Consider the following 20685-nt stretch of genomic DNA (forward strand, 5'->3'; position numbering starts at 1 on the left):
GCTATTTGTTGTTTAGGTATTTATTAATGATGAAAGTAAACATTGCAACGTGCTCGTTACTGATGAGCTCATCAGCGATCATTTGAGGCAGGTCGGCCAGTTTAAACCAACCAAGGTCGATGATATCGTCCTGTGCCTTTGGCTCGCCGCTGATATGCTCGCAGCTGAACAGCAGGGTGATGATCTTATCGGCTTCGCTGCGGTAGCGCCAGTCGTTTATTTTGGCGGAGGTTTCGTACTGCATGGCGGTGCTCTCCATCTCGCCGGCCTCTTCGGTCAGTTCGCGTTTGGCGGCGCTTTCGTAGTCAGCGTCCTCCGGGTCGGCAAAACCACCTATAAAGCGCCATTTGTTGTTGATGGATTTTTTCCCCAGCAATATCTCGGTTTTATTATTGCGAAACATGGCGATATCTACCGTTGGGTAAACTTTGGTGTATTGGTTGTACAACGCGTAAAGAATGCCGGCACGGAAGTCGTTAGAATCGAAAACCTTATCGGCGTACTGTTTGCGCAGCTCGGTGGCGTTATAATCGCCATGTTCGGGCAGTTCTACAGTTTCAAACCGGCCGCCGTAATAGGGTATAAAGCTATCGCGGCTGCCATAAAGGCAAAATTGCTCGTTTGGGAAAACGCCTTTGAGCAGGGTATCCAAGTTATCCGACCATACCGTATCGCTCGGGTGATCGCTTACCGGTAACACTACCACGGTAGGGTAGCTGGTTTTGATCATTTTTTCGCGGGTGTAATAATCGTAAGGGTTTTTGCGGCTGCCGGTTAGCGGACCAACACCCAGCATAATAATCAATTTATCATGCTTTTCCATCACCTGGCTGATAAGCTGCTGATGCCCCTGGTGCAGGTATGGGGTTTGAAAGCGGGCGATAATAACTGCGGTTTTCATTTTCTAATTTGCGTTAATTATACGCAAATATAAATATGTGTTTTAATTACGCAAATTATTTTTTCAATTATTTTTATGGAGGGACAAAGTGGTGGTTTGGCAGGTACACCACGACCATGAGATGTGCTTTGAATGTAAGGGAAATCAGACCTCGAAGGTGATGCCGTCTTTTTTCAGCCGGAAGTATTTTTCTTCGTTAAAGCGGAAGAGGTTGCCGGGGCGGCCTGCGCCGGTTAGTTGTTGCTTCTCTTTGGTTTCTTCTAAAAAGCCGAAGCCGGTGATCTTCTTTTTAAAGTTGCGGCGGTCGATAGGGCGATCGAGTACGGTGGTGTATAGCTTCTCCAGTTCGGAAAAGGGGAATTTTTCTTCCAGCAGTTCGAAGCCAAGCGGTTGGTATTGGATCTTGTTTTTTAAACGGTCGTGGGCGGTTTGGATGATCTCTGCATGGTCGAAAGCCAGTTGCGGGATGTTTTTGATATTGAACCAGGCTACATCGGCGGCATCGGTATCGGCATGTAACTCAAAGGCATCGGGTTTTACCAGGCCATAGTAGGTGATGGAGATCACCCGGTTACGCGGGTCGCGGTTGGGCTGGCCAAAACTATAAAGCTGTTCGAGGTAGTTGATGCTAATGCCGGTTTCTTCCTTCAGTTCGCGGTGGATGGCGTCCTCCAACGATTCGAGGTCGCCCACGAGGCCCCCGGGGAGTGCCCAGGCATCCTTAAAAGGCGGGATATTGCGTTTAATGAGCAGCACAGAAAGCCCCTCTTTGGACGTGTAACCAAATACTACAGCATCTACAGCAACTTTTATATTTTGCGAAACGGCCATATTGCAAATGTATCAATAAGGGGGATGTGAGCAAAGAGGGAAATTGCGCCGAAAGGGAAACTTGCATTTCGGCGCGGGGAGCAGTGTGAACCCAAGCACCACTGCCATTGCTTTCTACAAACAGGTATGTCCTGCACGGTCCGCCATCAACATTAACCAGCAGGTAAATTACGCAGGCACTTGATGTTAACCCTAAAAAATATAATTAATTTGTTGTTAGGCATTTACAAAAGTTGACATTGAAATTGTGTAAACTTTTTTCGCTCCCTGTAGGTCGTTTTTTTTAATCTAAGAGAAACGCGACCGAATAATTGCATTTGCCATTGCGACCACTATCCTGCTATCTCGCCATGTACCCCAACGAGCGGCAAGGCTGTGTGGGGCAGGGGAGCTTCTTCCGTATAACTTCTATTTGTTTTAAGAACAAAAACTACCTATTAGTTAATTTCGTAAATGCAATTGCGGGCGCAAATACCTAAGCCTTTATTATTAATAATAAGCCGCCCGTGCTTGGTTACTTTTATGAAATACAATGGAAAAGTGTTGGCGACGGTTATCCGCGAGCGCCGGATGCAACTGAATTATTCACAGGATTATGTTGCCGGTAGATTAGAGTTGTCGCAAAACGCTTACAGTAAAATGGAACTGGGGCAAACCGGCATTACGCTGGGGAAGTTTATTGTTTTATGCGAAGCACTGGAGATGGATATGGCTGATATGCTGGCCCTGTATCGCCAAAGTTTAAACCAGGACCGCAAAGAAGAGGTTGCGCCGCTAACATAATATCAGCAGCTAAAACCGTGGTGTTATAAATTTCGTAGATCATTGAAAACTAATTGTTTAATATACGGTTAGTATTATTAATTATAACGACAAATACACATGTTTAACGGAAAATTACTGGCTATGACTATTCGTAGCCGCAGATTGCAGCTGAACTATACGCAAGAGTATATCGCGTATAAATTAAACATGTCGCAAAACGCCTACAGCAAGCTCGAGCTCGGTTATACAGCCGTTACTATTGAGCGCCTTGTAGAGCTCTGCGACGCGCTGGAGATGGATGTATACGATATGTTGAAACCAGTTTTGCAGGTGGCTTAACAACGCACGCGGCAGAAGAACTGCTTGTCTACCCGACCCGAACCCTCTTTGAAATCCCTTTACCCGGGTTTACCTTACTCCCTCCAAAAAATATTTTCAAATCTCCTTGCACATATCATTTTCATTTCATTACTTTGAATAACAAAGTACTTTACATGGAAGATAAAGATTTAATTGACGAGATCAGTTCCATCCGCAACATTATGGAGCGGAGCACCAGGTTTATTTCCCTCAGCGGGCTGTCTGGTGTAATGGCCGGTATCTACGCCCTTATTGGCGCATGGATGGGCTACAAGCTTTTATATACCGGGTACAGTACATCTACCAATATAGTGTACGATGAAGCTATCGTAAACCAGTTATTTTTGCTTGCAGCCGCGGTGCTGGTGTTTTCGGTAGCTACCGGTTTGCTGCTTACCGTGCGTAAGGCGCACAAAAAAGGACAAAGCGTGTGGAACCAAAGCAGTCAATCGTTGTTGTTGAATGGCGCACTGCCCCTGGCTACCGGCGGTATCTTCTGCCTTATTATGCTGGAGCGTGGTTTTTACGTAGTGATTGCCCCGTGTACATTAATTTTTTACGGGTTGGCTTTAGTAGCGGCAAGTAAATACACTTTTGGCGATGTAAAATGGCTGGGAATTTTTGATATTGCGCTGGGTTTACTGGCAGCGGCTTTCCCGGGCTACGGACTGTTTTTTTGGGCCTTTGGCTTTGGCGTACTGCACATTTTGTACGGTACTATTATGCACTTTAAATACGACAGGTGAAAGTTACTTTAACCAATTTTGATAAAGCTTTTGAGAACCGTATACGCCTGCAAATAATGAGCGTGCTGGTAGCTAATGAAAGCTACGATTTTAATTCGCTGAAGGAACTGCTGGATGTTACCGACGGCAACCTGGCATCGCACCTGAAGGCGCTGGAAAAGGAGGAGTACATTACCGTGAACAAATCTTTTTTAGGCCGCAAGCCAAACACCCGCTATGTAGCATCGGCACTGGGCGTACAGGCCTTTAAAAAACACCTGCAGGAACTTGAAAATTTAATAAGGCAGCAGAAAGTATAATTTTTTTTACCATTAAACTTTGAATTTCAAAGTACTTTTATAAAACAAAAATGAAAAACATCAGCACTTACTTACACGAGGATAAGCTTACTACAGCAGGGCTGGGGCTTATCGCTTTTTCGGCCATTTTATTCGTATTAACAGGGATGTACGGGCATTCCAATTCCGAATTAGGCGCTTTCGCAGGCAACTATTTAATATCAATAGGTTTTTTATTGGCCTTGTGGGTAGTCACCATTCAAAAGCATGGCTGGCGGTATTCGCTGGGTAAAGCCGAGCATACGGTGGTGATGCTGGTGCTTTGGTTTATCAGCGCCTTTGCCCTCAACCGCGAGATGAACGTGTTTGATGATAGTACCGATTGGCTCAGCATTTGGATAGTCGCCTCGTCCATAACGCTGCTGCTGGCCATGCGCTATAACCGGCTCAGCGGCATCCCCAAATACTTCATTTTCTTTTTATTAGGGGGCGCCCTGTTGCTGTTTACTTATTACGCTTTTTATCTGCTGCCGCTGTATTTGCTCAGTGTTATCGGCATCCTGGCAATCGGCATTTCGTTGCATACTTTTGTGCCGCTGTACATGGGTATCCTCACAGTAGTTATCATCATCAGGGCCAGCCGTGCCGATAAGGCGGTGCTGTATACCGCTATTGCGGGCTTCGTACTGCCGCTTATCGCTGCAGGGGTGTTCCTGTTTTGCTGGAACCAGCAAAACAAACAGATCAACCTCATCATCAACCAAAACACGCTAAACGAGGGTAAACTGCCTGCCTGGGTAGCCGTAAGCAGGGCGATAGACAGATCGCCGGTAGCCGAGCGAATCCTCAAAGCAGGCCTGGTGTACCACGAGGTTTCATCAACGGGTAATTTCTTTTTCGGGGGGATGCCGAGCCAGTCGTTCGACGAGCGCAAGCAGCACGATCCGCTGGTGGTGCTGGCTACCCTGTTTTTTGAAAAGCCAAACCTGGACGAGACCGAGCGCATCAATATACTGAAGGCTATGTACAACAGCCGCCACCAGGCACAGGACAGGCTTTGGAGCGGAGATATGCTCCAAACCATCAGCGTGATCAGCAACGTAAAACTCTACCCCGAATATCGCCTCGCCTATACCGAAAAAACGCTCAGCATCCGTAATAACTCGCAATCCAAATGGAGCAACCAGGAGGCTATTTATACCTTTCATCTGCCGGAGGGTTCGGTAATAAGCTCCCTATCGCTATGGATCAACGGCAAGGAAGAAAAGTCAAGGCTTACCACCAAAGCCAAGGCAGATTCGGCATATAAAACCATTGTAGGTGTAGAGCGGCACGATCCTTCTGTAGTGCACTGGCAGGAGGGCAACACTATTTCGGTACGTGTGTTCCCCTGCGGCACCGAAGAGAATCGCAAATTCAGGATAGGGATCACCAGTCCGCTAAGGTTGGAAGGTAAACGACTGGTTTATGAGAATGCCTGGTTCGACGGACCTTTCGCTACATCGGCATTGGAAACCCTGCAGCTGAGCTTTAGCGGCAAGCCGATAAATTTAGATCTCCCCGCTATTTTTAAACAAAAAGGCGACACCTACACCGCCGACAGGCCATACGAACCCGGCTGGAAAATTAGCTGCGATGCGCCGCCGCTGGCAAACACCGCTTTTGCTTTTGCCGATACTGCCTATAGGGTAAGCGACTATCAGCAGCAGTACGAAAATTTTGCCCCCTCGGCGGTTTACCTGGATGTGAACCGCGCCTGGACGGCGGCGGAATTTAAAGCGGTTTACACAAGCCTGCACGGCCTGCCGGTATACGTGTATTACGATAAGCTGATAAAGGTAACTGATGGTAACCTAGGCGGTTTATACGAAACGCTGGGCAGCCAAAACTTTAGCCTGTTCCCGCTGAATGAGATCAGGATGCCCGAGAGCGCCCTGCTGATAACCAAAGGCGGCGATGCATCGCCCAACCTGGGCGATCTGGAAGGCAGCGGCCTTGCCGCGGACCTCACTAACTATTTAAAAACGCCGAAACATATCCGCTTGTATAATATCGGCAGCGAGCTTACCCCGTATTTAAAAGCGCTGAAAGAGCTGCGGGTATTTGGCTACGCCGATGGCACAACTGAGGAATTATCTGCCCTGCTGAATAAACACCAATTTGTACGCAACCAGGAGAACGATAGCACCGTGGTAATTGATAATGCCGGGCTGATAATCCAAAAAGCGCCGGGGCAGAAAACTACGGAAGCACCCGACCACCTGCTGCGCCTATTCGCTTATAACGATATCATGAAAAAAGTCGGTGCCGATTACTTCCGTCATGATTACGTGCAGCCCCAAACAATCGCCGAAGCGGAGCAGGGTTACATTGTATCGCCGGTATCCAGCATGATCGTGCTGGAAACGGCGAAGGATTATGAGCGTTTTGGGATCGATGAAAATAAGAACAGCCTCAAAAACGCTTCCATGAAATCATCCGGTGCCGTACCCGAGCCGCAGGAGTGGATGCTGATAATACTGGCAGCTATAATAGTGGGCACCTTTATTTATAAGAGGAAAAAAGCGGTGCCGCAGTGGTAAAGTAGCAAACCAATCTACCTCCATGTCATTGCGAGGAGCGGCGGGAAAGCAATGAGCGGTGGAGCGACGTGGCAACCTCAGAGGACAAGCGGATATACTGAGGTTGCTGCGCTATCGCTCGCAATGACATTTGAAAATTGTAATAAACAAAACACCATGCTAACCATCCAACTCAAAACACCATATAAAGTACAACCGGTAGCCATCTTCGGGCTGGCATACCTTGTGTTGGCGCTATGGTTTGTGCCCGGGTATTTGATATGGAATGCCAACCTGGTGATGGGGCTATTACTGATACCTTATATATGCAAAGCGGATAAAACACGCTACAGTCTGCGTTACCTGCTGCCGGCAGTACTGGCTACCGGGCTGGCGGTAGTGCTGCCCGTAAATACTTTGTTTTTTGTGGCGATGCTGTTTGTAGTTTTATTGCTGATAGAGAACAGCATAGGCCGGATGGGCGATAGCCTGTTGCTTTTAATCATACTGATATCGCCGGTGTTTGGGCATTTTACCCGGCTGGGCGAGTTCCCGGTGCGGCTTTGGCTGAGCGAAAGGGTGGCGGATGTGCTTAGCGCCGGGGGTATACCCGCCAGCGCTGCCGGGAACCAGATAGTACTGGGTAATTACGAGTTCTCGGTAGACCCGGCCTGCGCGGGATTGAATATGCTGGTGACGTCGGTACTGATAGGTTTGTTTGTGCTCAACTGGTATCAAAAGCAAAGCGGTAGAATGCTCAGCTTTAAGTGGCTCGCCTTGCTTTGCACCCTAACCGTGGCGCTTAACGTGGTTTGCAACTTTTTCAGGATCCTGCTATTGGTGGCATTTAAAATTATGCCGGGCACTTTTTTGCACGATGCTGTGGGTATAGGGTGTTTGCTTATTTATGTATTGGCACCCCTGTTGCTGGGGATCAAACCCTTGCTGGTATGGTTTGGCAAAGCTGGCATTGCAAAGCCGGTAACTGAACAAAAACAGGGGATCCGCTACCCATTTTTACATATTGCCCTGCTGGCCGCTATGCTATTTGTAGCAAGCCATTTAGTAAAGGCTGATACGCTGGTAGCCTCAACCAATAAGATCCAACTGGCTGGTTACCAAAAAAAACAGCTAGACGGCGGCATCATGAAGTTTGAAAATAAGGACGCGCTCATCTACCTCAAACCAACCGCCTTTTACGCCCCCGAGCACGACCCGATGATCTGCTGGGTGGGCAGCGGCTACGCTTTCAAAAGTATCCGCCGGGAAACCATTGGCGGGCACGGGCTTTATACTGCCACCCTCGTTAAAAACACCGACCGCATCTACGCCGCCTGGTGGTTTGATAACGGCCAGCTAAAAACCGTAAACCAGTTTACCTGGCGCTGGGCCGCCGCCAAAAATGATGGACAGTTTTATTTGGTAAATGTGAACGCCTCCTCGCCCCAAAAACTAAAACAGAAAATTGAAGAATTAACCGTCCTGGATATTTTCAAAAAAAAATCCTATAAAAAAAATGGAAGCAAAAAATAACGCTAAAAACGTGCCCTAAAGGGCATAAAAGCAACCCTTTTTTTTGAATATTTAGGTAAAAACACGCAAATTTTAGCAATAAAAAATCATGAAAACACTCCAAACCACCCAATTTGCTGATACCGGCACCCACTTTAGCAGGCATATCGAAAGCACCCGTAACCCGCTGAAGCTGGCCCGCACGGTCAACTACAACCGCACCATGAGGCGGATAAAAGCCTGCATTAAAATAATGATAGCCGGGCTGTTCCTCAGCGGGATAACCGCCTTCCCCTTGCAAACAGAGTTGCACCTGCTGTCCAATCTCAGCGGTGCCGCGCCGGAATTTATGCACACCTGGATAGAAACTGTATACCAGGGTGTTAAGGCAAGTAACCGCGCTTATCCCTTCCTCAGCTATGGCACCGATTGGCTGGCCTTTGCCCATATCATGCTGGCCGTGCTGTTTGTTGGCCCACTGCGCGATCCTGTTAAAAACATTTGGGTGATAGAGTTCGGGATGATCGCCTGCGCGGCTATATTGCCGCTTGCCATCGTTATGGGGCCTATCCGCCACATCCCCTTCTTCTGGACGCTGGTGGATTGTTCTTTCGGGGTGATCGGTATTATTCCGCTGTATATCAGCTATATAAACATTAAAAAATTGCAACAGTTTAACCGCAACGGACTATGAAATTTAGGTTTAATAAGTATTATTTCGCACTGGCGGCCGTGCTTTTCAATGTGGAGGTGCTGATAGCCAATTTTGTACACGATAGCATTATACGCCCCTACGGCGGCGATTTTTTGGTGGTGATATTGGTCTATTGCGCCATTAAGGCATTCATCAAGAGCAACTTATGGGCAACGGCAGTCGGCGTGCTTATTCTTTCGTACGTTGTGGAAATTGCCCAATATTATCATCTCATCTACAAACTGGGCTGGGAGAATTCGGCAATAGCACGCAATTTACTGGGAACCACCTTTAAGTGGGAAGATCTGCTTGCCTACACGCTGGGCATGGTATTGGTGGTAATGGTGGAGACCTGGCTGGCCGGTTTAAAACAAGTAGCTAAAAAAAATGGATAATACCGGGATGAAATACTTTGTGGCGGAAGGTTCGATAGTGCGCGAGATATGGAGCAAGGCCGATAATATCCTGTTTATATTTGCCGGCTCGGCGGCGGAATTTGCGCTGAATAAGGCGGTTGACTGGCTGTACTTTACCGGTCGCCTCCCCGCCGACCCACTGGGCAGGCTGTTCTCCACCGTGGCTTACGGGCGCATGATCATCTTTTCAGAATATGATGGCGCGCTGGCAGCCATCGATAAAATAAACGCCATCCACCATGGCGTAGAGCAGGCACGTGGCGCACCGATCCCCGATTGGGCCTACCGGGATGTGCTTTTTATGCTGATTGATTATTCGGTACGCTCATTCGAGTTGCTGGAGCGGCCCTTATCTGATGAGGAAAAAGAGGAGGTATTTGAGGTTTTTTACCGCATGGGCCTGCGTATGGGGTTAAAGGATATGCCTTACAACTATCAGCACTGGCTCACCGTTCGTACAGAGCATCTCGAAGCTGATTTGATCAAATGCGATTTTACCACCGATCTGTTTAAACAATACAAAAAACACCTGGGGCCAGCGCGTTACCAGTTGCTTAAGCAGGTGCAATTACTGATTGTACCCGATGAAGCGAAGCGCTTGCTGCCTATCTACAGCATATCCTACCTGCGCCCCGTTATCGGCTTTTACAAACTAAGCCGCTTGGTGGGTTTACATGGTTTGCTTAAAGAGGCCATCCTGCCGCCCGCTTACAAGAGCCAGATCCGCGAAATGGATGTGTGGTAGCTTGTTATCTCATTATTCATCGGCACATACCTGCTATTAATCGACACACCAAACAGATCTTCTGCCCGCCACCATACTTTCGGATCAATAAATTATATCACAATTAATCTGGAGGTAATATCATGGAAAGAAAGAATTTCTTAAAGAGTTTATTGGTGGGCAGTGTATCGTCTTCGATATTGCTGCAGGCCTGCAAAAAGGATGCAGACGTAACTACCACATCTACAAGTACCTCTGGCACAACTACCGGTACTACAACAGGCACATCAGGCAGCGGTACTTGCAGCGTTATCCAAACCGAAACAGATGGGCCTTATCCAACCAAAGCGCCGGCCTCATACGTGCGCAGTGATATTACCGATGGCCGCAGCGGCTATAAAATGACGGTGAGCATAGCCATTACCAATTACAACGATAACTGCAACGCGGTTGCAAACGCCCTGGTAGATATATGGCATTGCGATGCCGAAGGGAATTACTCCGAGTACGGCGGTTCGGGCTCGCAGTCAACAAATTATCAGTCGGTACATTTTTTACGCGGCAGGCAAACAACCAATTCTGCGGGTGTGGTAACCTTTACCAGTATTTTCCCGGGCTGGTATACCGGCCGCGCAACGCACATTCATGTGCATATCTACAATGCATCGGGCACATCGTTAAAAGTTACCCAAATAGCTTTCCCGGAAGGCAGCGGCACCGCATTGGCAGCCGTTGGGGGATACAGCAAGGGCTTTTCGGGCTACACTTATAACGCAAGCGATAATGTGTTTAGCGATGGCACCAGTTTAGAAATGGCCTCCGTAACGGGCAACACAACTGATGGCTTTGCCTTAAGCATTGTAATGGCCGTACCGGCATAATCATCCGTTATCTGCCATGGGAAAATCAACCATCAAACTTTGTTATCGCAAAATAATAGACAGCAGCGCAACCAAACCCTGGGATAAGTTTGTGCTGGAGGATAGCTATGCCGAGTTTAGGCTGCAGGTGCAAAACTTTGCGCAGGTAAAGCAATACCCATCCTTCGCCGAACTGGTACACGAGGTGCCCGAAGCTAAAAAGATAAACCAGATGGTTGGCCCCGCCATAACCGGCTACATACAACAGCTGAACGAAGTAGTACCCGATATATTGAATAACCTTGGCAGAAGGTTTATCAAATTCAAAACCTACCACTTCGAGATCATCAACTCGCATTTTGATCAACGGGAGAAACACCAGGTTGCTGTCAGCTTTTTTTCGGAACCGATGATATGGTATGGCACCATTGATAATTACCTGCTGCTGGCGCCGTTTGGGCAGGAAACAGGCGAAGTTTTAACCCATATGATGCAATTGCAGCCATATTTGAGTATTTACAGCATTACCGAAATGGCATGAGCATAGCATTATCGCCCGGCAAGATATTTCTGGCAGATCAGCGTGGGCTCGCCGAAGATGCCACGCAGCAATGCTATTCCACCTTTAATTTCGGTGATTTTAATAACGGTGATAAAGAGCCTTTTGGCAACTTATACACGTTGAATGATGAGGTGTTATCGGCAGGTTCGGTAAGTAAACAACAGGCGCTGCATAATAATTACCTGCTGCTGATGCCTATAACCGGCTCCGTCACCTATACCGATAACTCCCGCTGGCTGGAGCTGGAACCGGGCGAGGCAGTGATGGTACCGCTGATAGCAGGCAGCGAGTTTAAGATCTCCAATCCGTACCCTGCCAACTGGATAAATTATCTGCGTATAGAGATCAGGTGTGATGGATTGTTTGCCGGTACAGCCGCACGTTTTACTTTCGATTTGGAGGAACGGCCCAACCAGCTCGTCCCGGTAATAGATAGCCCGGCTTTGCCCTTTAAGGCGCATATTGGCAGGTTCGCCGGGAGGGAGGAAGCGGTATACCAACTTGCCGAAGCATCGGGTAAAATCTTCTCATTTGTAATAGCGGGCGCTTTTGAACTACAAAACCGCCTTTTACACCAGCACGATGGACTGGCCCTTTGGGATGCCGGCACCATTGAAGCCGAAGCGCTGAGCAATAACGCCATATTGCTGCTGCTCGAATTAAAATAGACAAGACCCCCAATTTCTTTACCGACACAATACTGCTATTGGTCGATACAAGTGTCACAAACCTGTTACACTTATGGATATTCGACCCATTGTTCTGAAATAAACTATTGACTTAAATATTAAACACATGAAAAAACGCATCATTTTACTCGCTGTGATATTGTCGGCGGCATCATCCTGCTCAAAGGATAGCGCTACAACCGGCACCACTACCGATGGTACAACTACTACCACCACCACAACAACTACTACATCCGGCTCCACTACAGGTACAGACGCAGCAACAACAACCTGCACCGGTACTACAGTAGAACAGATTGTTTGCGCGGCTACCAGCTTTATCAGCAGCTTAAGCACCACCCAGCAGGCAACAACTGTACTTACTTATAACAAAACCGACGCCGTAAAGTGGTCTAACCTGCCATGCGGATCGTCCTGCAGGGTGGGGATCCAGTTGAGTACGCTAAGTACAACGCAATTAGCAAATGCCAAAGCTGTTGTAAAAGCCGCCATGGGTACCGTTAGCGGCACCGGGTACGACCAGGCGATGCAGATCTTATTAGCCGACGACGTGTTAGGCACGCAGCGCAGCGGTTATTCATCGGGCACTTATTTTATCTCATTTTTAGGTACGCCAACTACAACCGGTACCTGGCAGCTGCAATTTGGCGGCCATCACCTGGCGGTAAACATTACGGTAAGTGCCGGCGTTATCACCGGTGCATCGCCATTTTTTATAGGCGTTGAACCAAAAACATGGACCAGCGGCACAACTACTTACGCGCCTTTAGCCGCCAACCAATCAACCATGGCGGCTATGCTGGCATCATTAACAAGCAGCCAGTTGGCCAGTGCTAAATTATCAAGCACCTTTAGCGATGTGGTTTTAGGGCCGGGCTCGGATGGGAAGTTCCCTGCCACTAAAGTGGGTGTAGCCGCAAGTACTTTTACATCGGCACAAAAAGCATTGGTATTGGCCGCCATAAAACAATGGGGAAGCAATGTTGATGATGCAACCGCTACCAGCTTATTAGCCACTTACAGCAGCGAAATGGATAATACATACATCGCCTACTCGGGCAGTTCGGGTGGTACAAGTGGCAGCGCGGGTACCTTCCTGATATCCAATGCCGACTACGTAAGGATAGACGGGCCAAGCATTTGGATAGAGTTTGTTTGCCAAAGCGGTGTTGTATATACCAGCCAAATTCATTATCATAGCATTTACAGAGACCATGTACGCGATTACGGGAATAACTTTACTTTCTAACGATCAAATGCATATCCAGACCAGCAAAAACAGCCGCACCGTGTACCACGGTCGGCTGTTTATACTAACCCTTTCCCTTATGGTTATTGGTTTACTAAAAGCGGTTGCGCACCCTATGCCCAATTCGGTAGTGCTGCTTGATATTAAGCCCCAAATGGTAACCGCAGAACTCCAGCTCCCCTTAAATGAACTGGAACTGGCATTCGGGCATGATGTAAATCGCAACTCTGATAAATTAGTTGAGCGCTTAGGTACGCAGCTGAAAGCCTATATTTTGCAGCATGTGCATCCTGTTGGTTCCGACGGAAGGAACTGGGCCGTTAGCCTGCAGGATATGCTGGTGCAGCCCGTTCAGCAAAGCGAAAGCGGGCCCTACAAAGAACTTACCGTACACCTGGTACTCATCCCAACCGATGGGAACAGTACCCGCAATTTTACGTTGAATTACGATGTGATCATTCACCAGGTGGTGTCGCATTTCGCACTGGTATCAGTTAGGCAGGATTGGGATAACGGGCTTAGTCAAAACCATCCTTACCAGGTTGGTGTGGTTAGGATGGATGTGCCCACCAATAAAATACTGCCCCTGCAGGTAAATATACAGCAGGGCAGCCTGTGGACGGGTTTTACCGCAATGCTGGGTTTGGGTATGCAGCACATTAAAGAGGGTACCGATCACCTGCTTTTCCTGCTCACCCTTTTATTGCCTGCCACGTTGCTGGTAACCCGCAAACAATGGGGCCAATTTGGTGGGGTAGGGTACAGCCTGGTGCGCATATTTAAAATAGTCACTGCTTTCACTGCGGGGCATTCTGTTACGTTACTAATAGGTGCTACCGGCCTTTTTAGTTTCCCCGGCAGGCCAATAGAAATTTTAATAGCGCTGAGTATTTTAATATCGGCCATACACGCGTACAAACCCATTTTCCCGGGCAAGGAGATGTATATAGCCGCAGGCTTCGGGCTCGTCCACGGCATGGCCTTTGCCGAAACGCTGGTAAATTTAAACCTCGATGCCGGCCGTATGGCGCTGAGCATATTGGGCTTCAATTTAGGTATCGAGCTGATGCAGCTTTTTATCATCGCTATCATAATCCCCTGGTTGATCATCCTCAGCTATAACAATCTTTATAAAGGGTTAAGAGTTGGTGGCGCAATAACCGCAGGCACAGCTTCGGTAGGCTGGATGGTTGAGCGGATAACAGATAAACCAAACATTGTTGGCTCAGCAGTAATGGCCGCGGCGGGGTATGCGCAATGGCTGGTACTTATTTTGGCAATTGCGGCGGTATTTAGTTTCTTTGCGCCTCGCAGGCAAAACGCGCTGGGCTGATCAGATGAAATACCTTTACCTCGTATTCCTGGGTTTATTGATATTGCAAAAAGCCTCGGCACAAAACCTAAGCGGTAAAATTACCGGCGAACGCGCATTGCCTTTACAAGGTGTTTACCTGTTTAACCTGCGCACCGGCAACCATGCACATACCGATGAATCGGGCTTGTATCTGCTGAAGAATAATAAGCCGGGCGATTCTATCAAGGTATCGCATGTGGGGTATCAAGCCATTATTATCGCCTATAAGCAATCAACGCTCAATATGCAGTTGGCCACTTCTTTATTCCAGCTTAACGAGGTTATCGTATCCGAAGGCATTAACCATTTATCATCGGTTTCGGCGGTTGATGTGCAAACAAACCCGGTAAATTCCTCGCAGGAACTGTTGCGCAGGGTGCCTGGCTTGTTCATTGGGCAGCACGCTGGCGGCGGCAAGGCCGAGCAGTTGTTCCTCCGTGGGTTCGACCTCGACCATGGCACTGATATTAATATTACCGTTGACGATATGCCGGTGAATATGGTGAGCCACGGGCACGGCCAGGGCTATGCCGATCTGCACTTTGTGATACCCGAAACCGTTGGCCAGGTAGATTTTGATAAAGGCCCTTACCATGCAGCAAAAGGCAACCTCGCAACCGCGGGTTATGTGGCTTTCAGCACTAAAGACAGGCTGGATAACAGCTCGGTAACTTTTGAGACGGGTAAATTCAATACCTATAAAACACTGGGTTTGTTCAACCTGCTCAACACCAAAAAACAGGCAGCCTATGTGGCGGTAGATTACCTGCGTACCGATAACTATTTTGAAGCCCCGCAGGATTTTACCCGCTTAAACCTGTTTGGCAAATACACCCTCAACTTTGCCAATGCAGATAAACTGACCGTATCTGCCTCGTATTTTAACAGTAAATGGGATGCGTCCGGCCAGATCCCGCAGCGCGCGGTCGACGAAGGGCTCATCACCCGCTTTGGTGCTATTGATAGCAAGGAGGGGGGCGAAACAAGCCGCAGTAACGTAAATCTGCATTACAATAAATACTTCAACTCATCCACCTGGCTAAAAAGCTCTGCTTTTTACAGCCGGTATAATTTTGAGCTGTACTCCAACTTCACCTTCTTTTTAAACGATCCGGTGAACGGCGATCAGATAAGGCAGAAGGAAAATCGCAATATTGCCGGTTTCGAATCGGTTTTAAATAAAGTTTATAGGCTTGCCAATACCGATATTACCATACAAGCCGGCACGGGCCTAAGGTATGATGATGTGAATAATATTGAGTTATCACACACCGCCAACCGCAGCACAACGCTACAAAACATGATGCTGGGCGATGTGAACGAAACCAACACCTATGGTTTTTTAAATACCGAAATTGAGATGGGTAAGCTGATGATAAACCCCGCCCTGCGGTTTGATCACCTGAACTTTAAATATGCCGACCACTTGTTGGCGGGGAGCCCGGCAGCTTCAGACGGGAAAGCTATTCTGAGCCCGAAACTTAACTTCTTATACAACCAAAGTAAGGACCTGCAATTTTTTCTGAAACTTGGCAAAGGCTTTCATAGCAACGACACCCGCGTAGTTGTAGCGCAGCAAGGCTACAAAATATTACCGGCGGCCTACGGTGCCGACCTGGGCACCACCTGGAAACCCGCCCCGCGCCTGATACTGAACGCTGCCCTGTGGTACCTGTACCTGCAGCAGGAGTTTGTTTATGTTGGCGACGAAGGCGTGGTAGAACCCAGTGGCCGCACCGCCCGTAAGGGGATAGACCTTGGGCTGCGTTACCAACTTACCAACTGGCTGTTTTTAAACGGCGATGCTACCTACACCCATGCCCGCGCTTTGGATGAAGCAAAAGGGGAGGACTACATCCCGCTGGCGCCGAGGTTTACTTTTACCGGTGGATTGAGTGTTAAGCAATTGGGCAAATTTTCGGGCAGTATCCGCTCGCGGTACCTGGCAAGCAGGCCGGCTAATGAGGATAATTCCATTACTGCCAAAAGTTATTTTATTACAGATGCCAACGTTAATTATACCTGGAAACGATTCACTTTTGGTATCGTTACCGAAAATATCTTCAACACCGCCTGGAACGAAACGCAGTTTGCCACCACCTCGCGCCTGCAAAACGAAGCCGCCCCGGTTACCGAGATCCATTTTACACCCGGAACGCCTTTTAATATTAAGGGGCTTATTACCGTTAAGTTTTAAAACGCTTTAACTGGAGGAGTTTGATTACCAGGCGATCAACTGGTTGGCATAAATAAAAAAATAAAACTTATTGATAAATAAATCGTATGTATGCATAGTATTTTGAACAGCAAAACAAGGCTAACCAATTCCTGAGAAAATAAACCTGATAGCTTGTTAAAACAGTTCAATTTGAAAGTACCGTCCCGTTTTGGGAAGGGTATTGGTGGTGAAAAATTTGGTGAGAAAATAAAAAACGGCGTTTAAATTGTTTAAAGATGGTTTTTGTTTTCGGCGCAAATTTTCGGCACTCTTTTGGATGCGCAAGTACAAATGATTTGAATATTAAATAAAAACCAACATGTTAATTGAATTTTTAGGGGTGGTTTTATTATTAGCATTAATAATAATTCCCTTGATGCCCCGTAAAGCTAAACCCAAACCTGTATCTGCATTAAAAGTAGACACCGATACACACGACGCAGAGTACGCCATTAACGAAAACGGCAAGCTGGAACGAATACAATTTCACCAGCACCATTAGCTAATAATTAAGTAAATCGAAGAAAAAAAGCCGCCCCGTAAAACAGGGCGGCTTTGTAATATATGGGCCAGGTATTAATTAAAAGGTGAAGCCCACACGCGCAAAAAAGCGGCGACCGTTGCCACCCATCTGCACCGCATCAAACGGGCCCGATGGTTCGTTGTTGTAAGCCCATCCCTTTGCTCCTTTTACGTAAGCAAGATCGGGGTGTACATTAAAAACATTATCCGCACCAAGCGAAAAACGGGTGGTTTTGCTCACTTTGTAAGAAAAATACAGGTCGCTGGTTACCTTGCCGCTGTAGATGTACTGATCGGCCAATTGTGCCGAGCCATCATCGGTAGGTACCGTAGGGCTAAGGGTACTGCCATCGCCGTAACCCAGCAGGTCTATTTTACCAAAGTAGGTAAAGCGAGTACCTACGGTAAAGCTTTTATGCCCATACTCGGGGTTTAAGGTGAATTTTTGCGGCGGAGCCGATGCCAGGATAAACTTCTTTTCGCGATCGCTCAGGAAGGTAGCTTGCAGCGCAGGCGTAGTACCTAATATGGCAGGGTAGTTTACTTTATCAATATCCATGCTTTGGAAGTTACCCGCAAACAATACTTTAAAGCGATTGGCGCCAACTGTTTTGCTATAATCTATCACCACATCCAAACCGCGGTTTGTAGTATTTACGGCGTTTGCAAAAAACTGCGCGGCGCTTACGCTAAGGCTGTTTAAAGCATTGGTAAAAGATGGATCGAGCGTAGGATCTGATGCGCTGAACTGGCCCGATAGCACCACACGGTCGGTTACCTTAATGATGTAACCATCTACTGTAAAGCTTAACTCGGGGATAGGCTTGTAAGTGAAACCTAAGCCGGCGTTTTTAGATTTTTCCTGTTTTAAGTTAGGGATGCCTGCTGCCTTGGTAATAGGGCTGTAGTTTGGTGCAATCTTAACTTCAGATACAATAGCACCCTGTACGTTGGTAAAGGTGTTGCTGTAATTTATCTGCTGTAATGATGGCGCACGGAAACCTGTACCTGCCGAGCCGCGGATATTAAAGTTATCGGTTACCTTATAACGGGTTGCAAATTTGGTGTTAAAGGTAGAGCCAAAATCGCTGTAATGCTCGTAACGGTTGGCGAAGTCAACCAGCCATTTTTTGGTAACATCAAGCTCAAAATCTACATAAACACCGGCAACTTTACGGTTGGCGTTTGCTTCATCTGCCGGTTGGAACCCCGGGAAACCCTGCGAACCTGCAGCCTGTGTGCCCGTTGGGTCGTAGTTGCGGTAAGAAGCGTCCTCACCGGCGAAGATCTTATAACGCTCGTAGCGGAACTCGCCGCCAAAACCAAAGTTCAGGCCCGATGCTACTTTGCTAAAATGTTTGTTAACGTTTAAGTTGGTTGTGTTCTGTAAAAATTCCGAACCTCCATCGTCAAAATGGGTTTTGTAAGCCCCCAGCGAAGCGTTAAAGGTTTTATCCCCAAAAAAATGGAATTTGTTATTACCGGTGTTATTGCTGAGGTCCCAGTCCCAGCCATCGCCAACGGTGCCTTTAAACCCGGCAGCAAAAGATACATCGGTATTATGGGTTTGAATGATAGGGTTGTAGTAAGAATCTCCATCTGGCGTGGTGAAGATGATATCGGTAGATTTAGCGTAATCCACAGGGAAACGCTCGGGCCTGCCCGATAGGTTACGGGTAAAGGCATAAGCGTCTGAAGGTTTATAGCTGTAACCGCCAAAGCTGTAAAAGGTTGTTTGTGTACCTGCCAGCGGAATTTCGCTGTTGAAGAATACTGTTCCGCTTTTGCCAGAGCCATCGCCATTTGCACGGCGGTATGGGTTTATGGGCAGGGCGGCAGGGTTAGAGGTAGTGGTATCGTGCGTTTGGCGGAAGGTTTTATCGTTTTGGGCATACTCGCCGGTAATATTGAAGAAACCACCGTTGTTGCCAATATCAAACCCGTAGTTGGCATCAATAGTAAGGCCTTTGCCATCTATGGTGCCTGCATGTGGGTAGTAACCTGCAACTACGCTTTTACCAGTGTTAAAAGCAGGGTCGTAATAACCCGAGTATCCGGCGTTCACGGTAAATACGTTGGTGTTTTTCTTTAAAACCAGGTTGATAACACCCGCAATAGCATCAGAACCGTACTGGGCGGATGCTCCATCGCGCAGGATCTCCACCCTGTCGATAGCGGCGGTTGGGATAGAACTTAAGTCTACGCCCGAGTTACCGCGACCGCGCGTGCCAAATACGGCAACAAATGCGGTGGAATGGCGGCGTTTGCCGTTTACCAGCACAAGGGTTTGATCGGGGCCAAGGCCTCTTAACGTACCCAGTTGCACGTGGTCGGCACCGTCCGAGCCGGATTGTTTGTTATAATTGAAGGATGGTGCAGCATAGTTTAATATGTCGGTAAGATCCAGTCGGCCTGTAGAAGCAGCAGCTTTACTTACATTAACTACATCAACCGGCACCGCGGTTTCCAGCTTTACGCGACCGGCAGAGCGGGTACCAATAGCCACAACCTCGTTTAGCTGCGAAACATCGCTTACCAAAACAACATTGATAACGGTTTTGCCGCTTACAGGTACTGTTTGCGTTTTGTAGCCGGTGTAGCTAAAAACCAGTTCGGCGGCAGATGGTGCCGAAATAGAAAAATAACCATCTTTATTGGTACTGGTACCTATGGTGCTGCCGCTCACCCGCACGCTTACGCCGGGCATTGTTAAATTATCTATCGACCCGGTAACGGTACCGGTAACTGTTATTTTTTGGGCGAGGGCCGTACCCGTAATAAAAAATAACAAGGCAATAAAGAGTAGCGTTTTCTTCATAAAACTGTAGTAGGGGTTAAAGTTTGCGTTAATTTAAACGTAAGGTAACAATTATTGTATATGATTTACTGCGGGTGTTAATTTATTGTTATTAATAAAAAATTAGATGCCAATTATTATTAAAATGGTAATTTTTAGGTTCGACTGCATTGTAGCTATTATCGTACCCGGGAACAATAATATCGGGAGAAAATACCTGAGCAAACGGATGATACCCGAAGTTTATAGCCCCAGGTTTTATTGATAAAATGATAAATACTGGCAACTAAAAGTATGATATTGACAATGAAGCATTTACAAGGCACATATATCTTATAGTTTTGATAATAGAAATAATAATTGTATTTTTCCCCTATAAATTTCTCATTATTAGTTTATTACCCCCGCCTTGTATTGCAAGGGCTAAGCAAGTAAAAGAAAATTATTATTTTTAAGTTAACAGCTCTAATTAATAACTATTAAAATTTCTTTGCTGATGTACGTGGAGCCCCTCTCTTTCTACGCCAGTATAATTATCATCAGGCAGCCTATCTGCTACGGGCGATCTGCACAAAATTTTAATATGGTATTTGTTGGGCTATTTTCTAGATGGTACAGGCAAAAAGGCATTTACACATTTTAAAAT

19 protein-coding genes are annotated in these 20685 nt (G+C 47.2%); 16 read left to right on the plus strand and 3 right to left on the minus strand.

Annotation, left to right across the window (positions count from 1 at the left end; genetic code table 11):
* Nucleotide 1: 1 nt before the first annotated feature.
* Both IDJ77_RS14640 and IDJ77_RS14645 read right to left on the minus strand, forming a co-directional pair.
* On the minus strand, nucleotides 2-901 hold the full coding sequence (locus IDJ77_RS14640) for an NUDIX domain-containing protein (protein WP_191189720.1): 900 nt from the start codon (nucleotides 899-901) through the stop codon (nucleotides 2-4).
* A gap of 144 nt (nucleotides 902-1045) precedes the next feature.
* The gene (locus tag IDJ77_RS14645) at nucleotides 1046-1732 is read right to left on the minus strand and encodes an NUDIX hydrolase (RefSeq protein WP_191189721.1); all 687 of its coding nucleotides are present in this window, start codon (nucleotides 1730-1732) and stop codon (nucleotides 1046-1048) included.
* A 522-nt stretch (nucleotides 1733-2254) separates the two neighbouring features.
* Between IDJ77_RS14645 and IDJ77_RS14650 the strand changes: the two genes are divergently transcribed.
* The 16 genes from IDJ77_RS14650 to IDJ77_RS27845 all read left to right on the plus strand — a co-directional run bounded on the left by IDJ77_RS14650 (nucleotide 2255) and on the right by IDJ77_RS27845 (nucleotide 17222).
* On the plus strand, nucleotides 2255-2515 hold the full coding sequence (locus tag IDJ77_RS14650) for a helix-turn-helix domain-containing protein (protein WP_191189722.1): 261 nt from the start codon (nucleotides 2255-2257) through the stop codon (nucleotides 2513-2515).
* A 99-nt stretch (nucleotides 2516-2614) separates the two neighbouring features.
* Entirely contained in the window at nucleotides 2615-2836 is a 222-nt protein-coding gene (locus tag IDJ77_RS14655; protein ID WP_224751106.1) for a helix-turn-helix domain-containing protein, read from the plus strand.
* A gap of 155 nt (nucleotides 2837-2991) precedes the next feature.
* Entirely contained in the window at nucleotides 2992-3603 is a 612-nt protein-coding gene (locus tag IDJ77_RS14660) for a hypothetical protein (protein WP_191189723.1), read from the plus strand.
* The gene (locus IDJ77_RS14665; RefSeq protein ID WP_191189724.1) at nucleotides 3600-3902 is read left to right on the plus strand and encodes a winged helix-turn-helix domain-containing protein; all 303 of its coding nucleotides are present in this window, start codon (nucleotides 3600-3602) and stop codon (nucleotides 3900-3902) included. Before IDJ77_RS14660 ends, IDJ77_RS14665 begins: the two co-directional genes overlap by 4 nt.
* 50 nt (nucleotides 3903-3952) lie before the next feature.
* Complete coding sequence (locus IDJ77_RS14670; RefSeq protein ID WP_191189725.1) at nucleotides 3953-6463, plus strand: XrtN system VIT domain-containing protein; 2511 nt, start codon at nucleotides 3953-3955, stop codon at nucleotides 6461-6463.
* Nucleotides 6464-6619: 156 nt separating this feature from the next.
* Nucleotides 6620-7975, plus strand: coding sequence for an exosortase N (xrtN, locus tag IDJ77_RS14675; RefSeq protein WP_191189726.1), 1356 nt, complete (start codon nucleotides 6620-6622; stop codon nucleotides 7973-7975).
* A gap of 88 nt (nucleotides 7976-8063) precedes the next feature.
* Nucleotides 8064-8648 (plus strand): hypothetical protein, encoded by a 585-nt coding sequence (locus IDJ77_RS14680; protein ID WP_224751107.1) that lies wholly within the window; start codon nucleotides 8064-8066, stop codon nucleotides 8646-8648.
* On the plus strand, nucleotides 8645-9043 hold the full coding sequence (locus tag IDJ77_RS14685; RefSeq protein WP_191189727.1) for a ribosomal maturation YjgA family protein: 399 nt from the start codon (nucleotides 8645-8647) through the stop codon (nucleotides 9041-9043). The genes IDJ77_RS14680 and IDJ77_RS14685 overlap by 4 nt, the downstream gene beginning before the upstream one ends.
* Nucleotides 9036-9809, plus strand: a complete 774-nt coding sequence (locus tag IDJ77_RS14690) for an oxygenase MpaB family protein (RefSeq protein WP_224751108.1) — start codon at nucleotides 9036-9038, stop codon at nucleotides 9807-9809. The genes IDJ77_RS14685 and IDJ77_RS14690 overlap by 8 nt, the downstream gene beginning before the upstream one ends.
* 122 nt (nucleotides 9810-9931) lie before the next feature.
* Nucleotides 9932-10669, plus strand: coding sequence for a dioxygenase family protein (locus IDJ77_RS14695; RefSeq protein WP_191189728.1), 738 nt, complete (start codon nucleotides 9932-9934; stop codon nucleotides 10667-10669).
* Between the two features lie 16 nt (nucleotides 10670-10685).
* On the plus strand, nucleotides 10686-11189 hold the full coding sequence (locus IDJ77_RS14700) for a hypothetical protein (RefSeq protein ID WP_191189729.1): 504 nt from the start codon (nucleotides 10686-10688) through the stop codon (nucleotides 11187-11189).
* Nucleotides 11186-11878, plus strand: coding sequence for a pirin family protein (locus IDJ77_RS14705; protein WP_191189730.1), 693 nt, complete (start codon nucleotides 11186-11188; stop codon nucleotides 11876-11878). Before IDJ77_RS14700 ends, IDJ77_RS14705 begins: the two co-directional genes overlap by 4 nt.
* Before the next feature lie 127 nt (nucleotides 11879-12005).
* The gene (locus IDJ77_RS14710) at nucleotides 12006-13148 is read left to right on the plus strand and encodes a DUF3500 domain-containing protein (RefSeq protein ID WP_191189731.1); all 1143 of its coding nucleotides are present in this window, start codon (nucleotides 12006-12008) and stop codon (nucleotides 13146-13148) included.
* Between the two features lie 7 nt (nucleotides 13149-13155).
* Nucleotides 13156-14481, plus strand: coding sequence for a HupE/UreJ family protein (locus tag IDJ77_RS14715; RefSeq protein ID WP_224751109.1), 1326 nt, complete (start codon nucleotides 13156-13158; stop codon nucleotides 14479-14481).
* 4 nt (nucleotides 14482-14485) lie between these two features.
* Complete coding sequence (locus IDJ77_RS14720) at nucleotides 14486-16699, plus strand: TonB-dependent receptor (RefSeq protein ID WP_191189732.1); 2214 nt, start codon at nucleotides 14486-14488, stop codon at nucleotides 16697-16699.
* A 397-nt stretch (nucleotides 16700-17096) separates the two neighbouring features.
* Nucleotides 17097-17222, plus strand: a complete 126-nt coding sequence (locus IDJ77_RS27845; protein ID WP_262892796.1) for a hypothetical protein — start codon at nucleotides 17097-17099, stop codon at nucleotides 17220-17222.
* 78 nt (nucleotides 17223-17300) lie between these two features.
* Here IDJ77_RS27845 and IDJ77_RS14725 read toward each other — a convergent pair whose 3' ends face one another.
* Entirely contained in the window at nucleotides 17301-20060 is a 2760-nt protein-coding gene (locus tag IDJ77_RS14725) for a TonB-dependent receptor (protein WP_191189733.1), read from the minus strand.
* Between the last annotated feature and the right edge of the window lie 625 nt (nucleotides 20061-20685).

Origin of the sequence: Mucilaginibacter pankratovii (assembly GCF_014773265.1) — a bacterium.
In the GTDB taxonomy this organism is placed as follows: domain Bacteria; phylum Bacteroidota; class Bacteroidia; order Sphingobacteriales; family Sphingobacteriaceae; genus Mucilaginibacter; species Mucilaginibacter pankratovii.

Coding starts and splice junctions, on each gene's coding strand:
- IDJ77_RS14640 (WP_191189720.1), bottom strand. CDS start 901: ATGAAAACCGCAGTTATTATCGCCCGCTTTCAAACCCCATACCTGCAC.
- IDJ77_RS14645 (WP_191189721.1), bottom strand. CDS start 1,732: ATGGCCGTTTCGCAAAATATAAAAGTTGCTGTAGATGCTGTAGTATTT.
- IDJ77_RS14650 (WP_191189722.1), top strand. CDS start 2,255: ATGAAATACAATGGAAAAGTGTTGGCGACGGTTATCCGCGAGCGCCGG.
- IDJ77_RS14655 (WP_224751106.1), top strand. CDS start 2,615: ATGTTTAACGGAAAATTACTGGCTATGACTATTCGTAGCCGCAGATTG.
- IDJ77_RS14660 (WP_191189723.1), top strand. CDS start 2,992: ATGGAAGATAAAGATTTAATTGACGAGATCAGTTCCATCCGCAACATT.
- IDJ77_RS14670 (WP_191189725.1), top strand. CDS start 3,953: ATGAAAAACATCAGCACTTACTTACACGAGGATAAGCTTACTACAGCA.
- xrtN (WP_191189726.1), top strand. CDS start 6,620: ATGCTAACCATCCAACTCAAAACACCATATAAAGTACAACCGGTAGCC.
- IDJ77_RS14680 (WP_224751107.1), top strand. CDS start 8,064: ATGAAAACACTCCAAACCACCCAATTTGCTGATACCGGCACCCACTTT.
- IDJ77_RS14685 (WP_191189727.1), top strand. CDS start 8,645: ATGAAATTTAGGTTTAATAAGTATTATTTCGCACTGGCGGCCGTGCTT.
- IDJ77_RS14690 (WP_224751108.1), top strand. CDS start 9,036: ATGGATAATACCGGGATGAAATACTTTGTGGCGGAAGGTTCGATAGTG.
- IDJ77_RS14695 (WP_191189728.1), top strand. CDS start 9,932: ATGGAAAGAAAGAATTTCTTAAAGAGTTTATTGGTGGGCAGTGTATCG.
- IDJ77_RS14700 (WP_191189729.1), top strand. CDS start 10,686: ATGGGAAAATCAACCATCAAACTTTGTTATCGCAAAATAATAGACAGC.
- IDJ77_RS14705 (WP_191189730.1), top strand. CDS start 11,186: ATGAGCATAGCATTATCGCCCGGCAAGATATTTCTGGCAGATCAGCGT.
- IDJ77_RS14710 (WP_191189731.1), top strand. CDS start 12,006: ATGAAAAAACGCATCATTTTACTCGCTGTGATATTGTCGGCGGCATCA.
- IDJ77_RS14715 (WP_224751109.1), top strand. CDS start 13,156: ATGCATATCCAGACCAGCAAAAACAGCCGCACCGTGTACCACGGTCGG.
- IDJ77_RS14720 (WP_191189732.1), top strand. CDS start 14,486: ATGAAATACCTTTACCTCGTATTCCTGGGTTTATTGATATTGCAAAAA.
- IDJ77_RS27845 (WP_262892796.1), top strand. CDS start 17,097: ATGCCCCGTAAAGCTAAACCCAAACCTGTATCTGCATTAAAAGTAGAC.
- IDJ77_RS14725 (WP_191189733.1), bottom strand. CDS start 20,060: ATGAAGAAAACGCTACTCTTTATTGCCTTGTTATTTTTTATTACGGGT.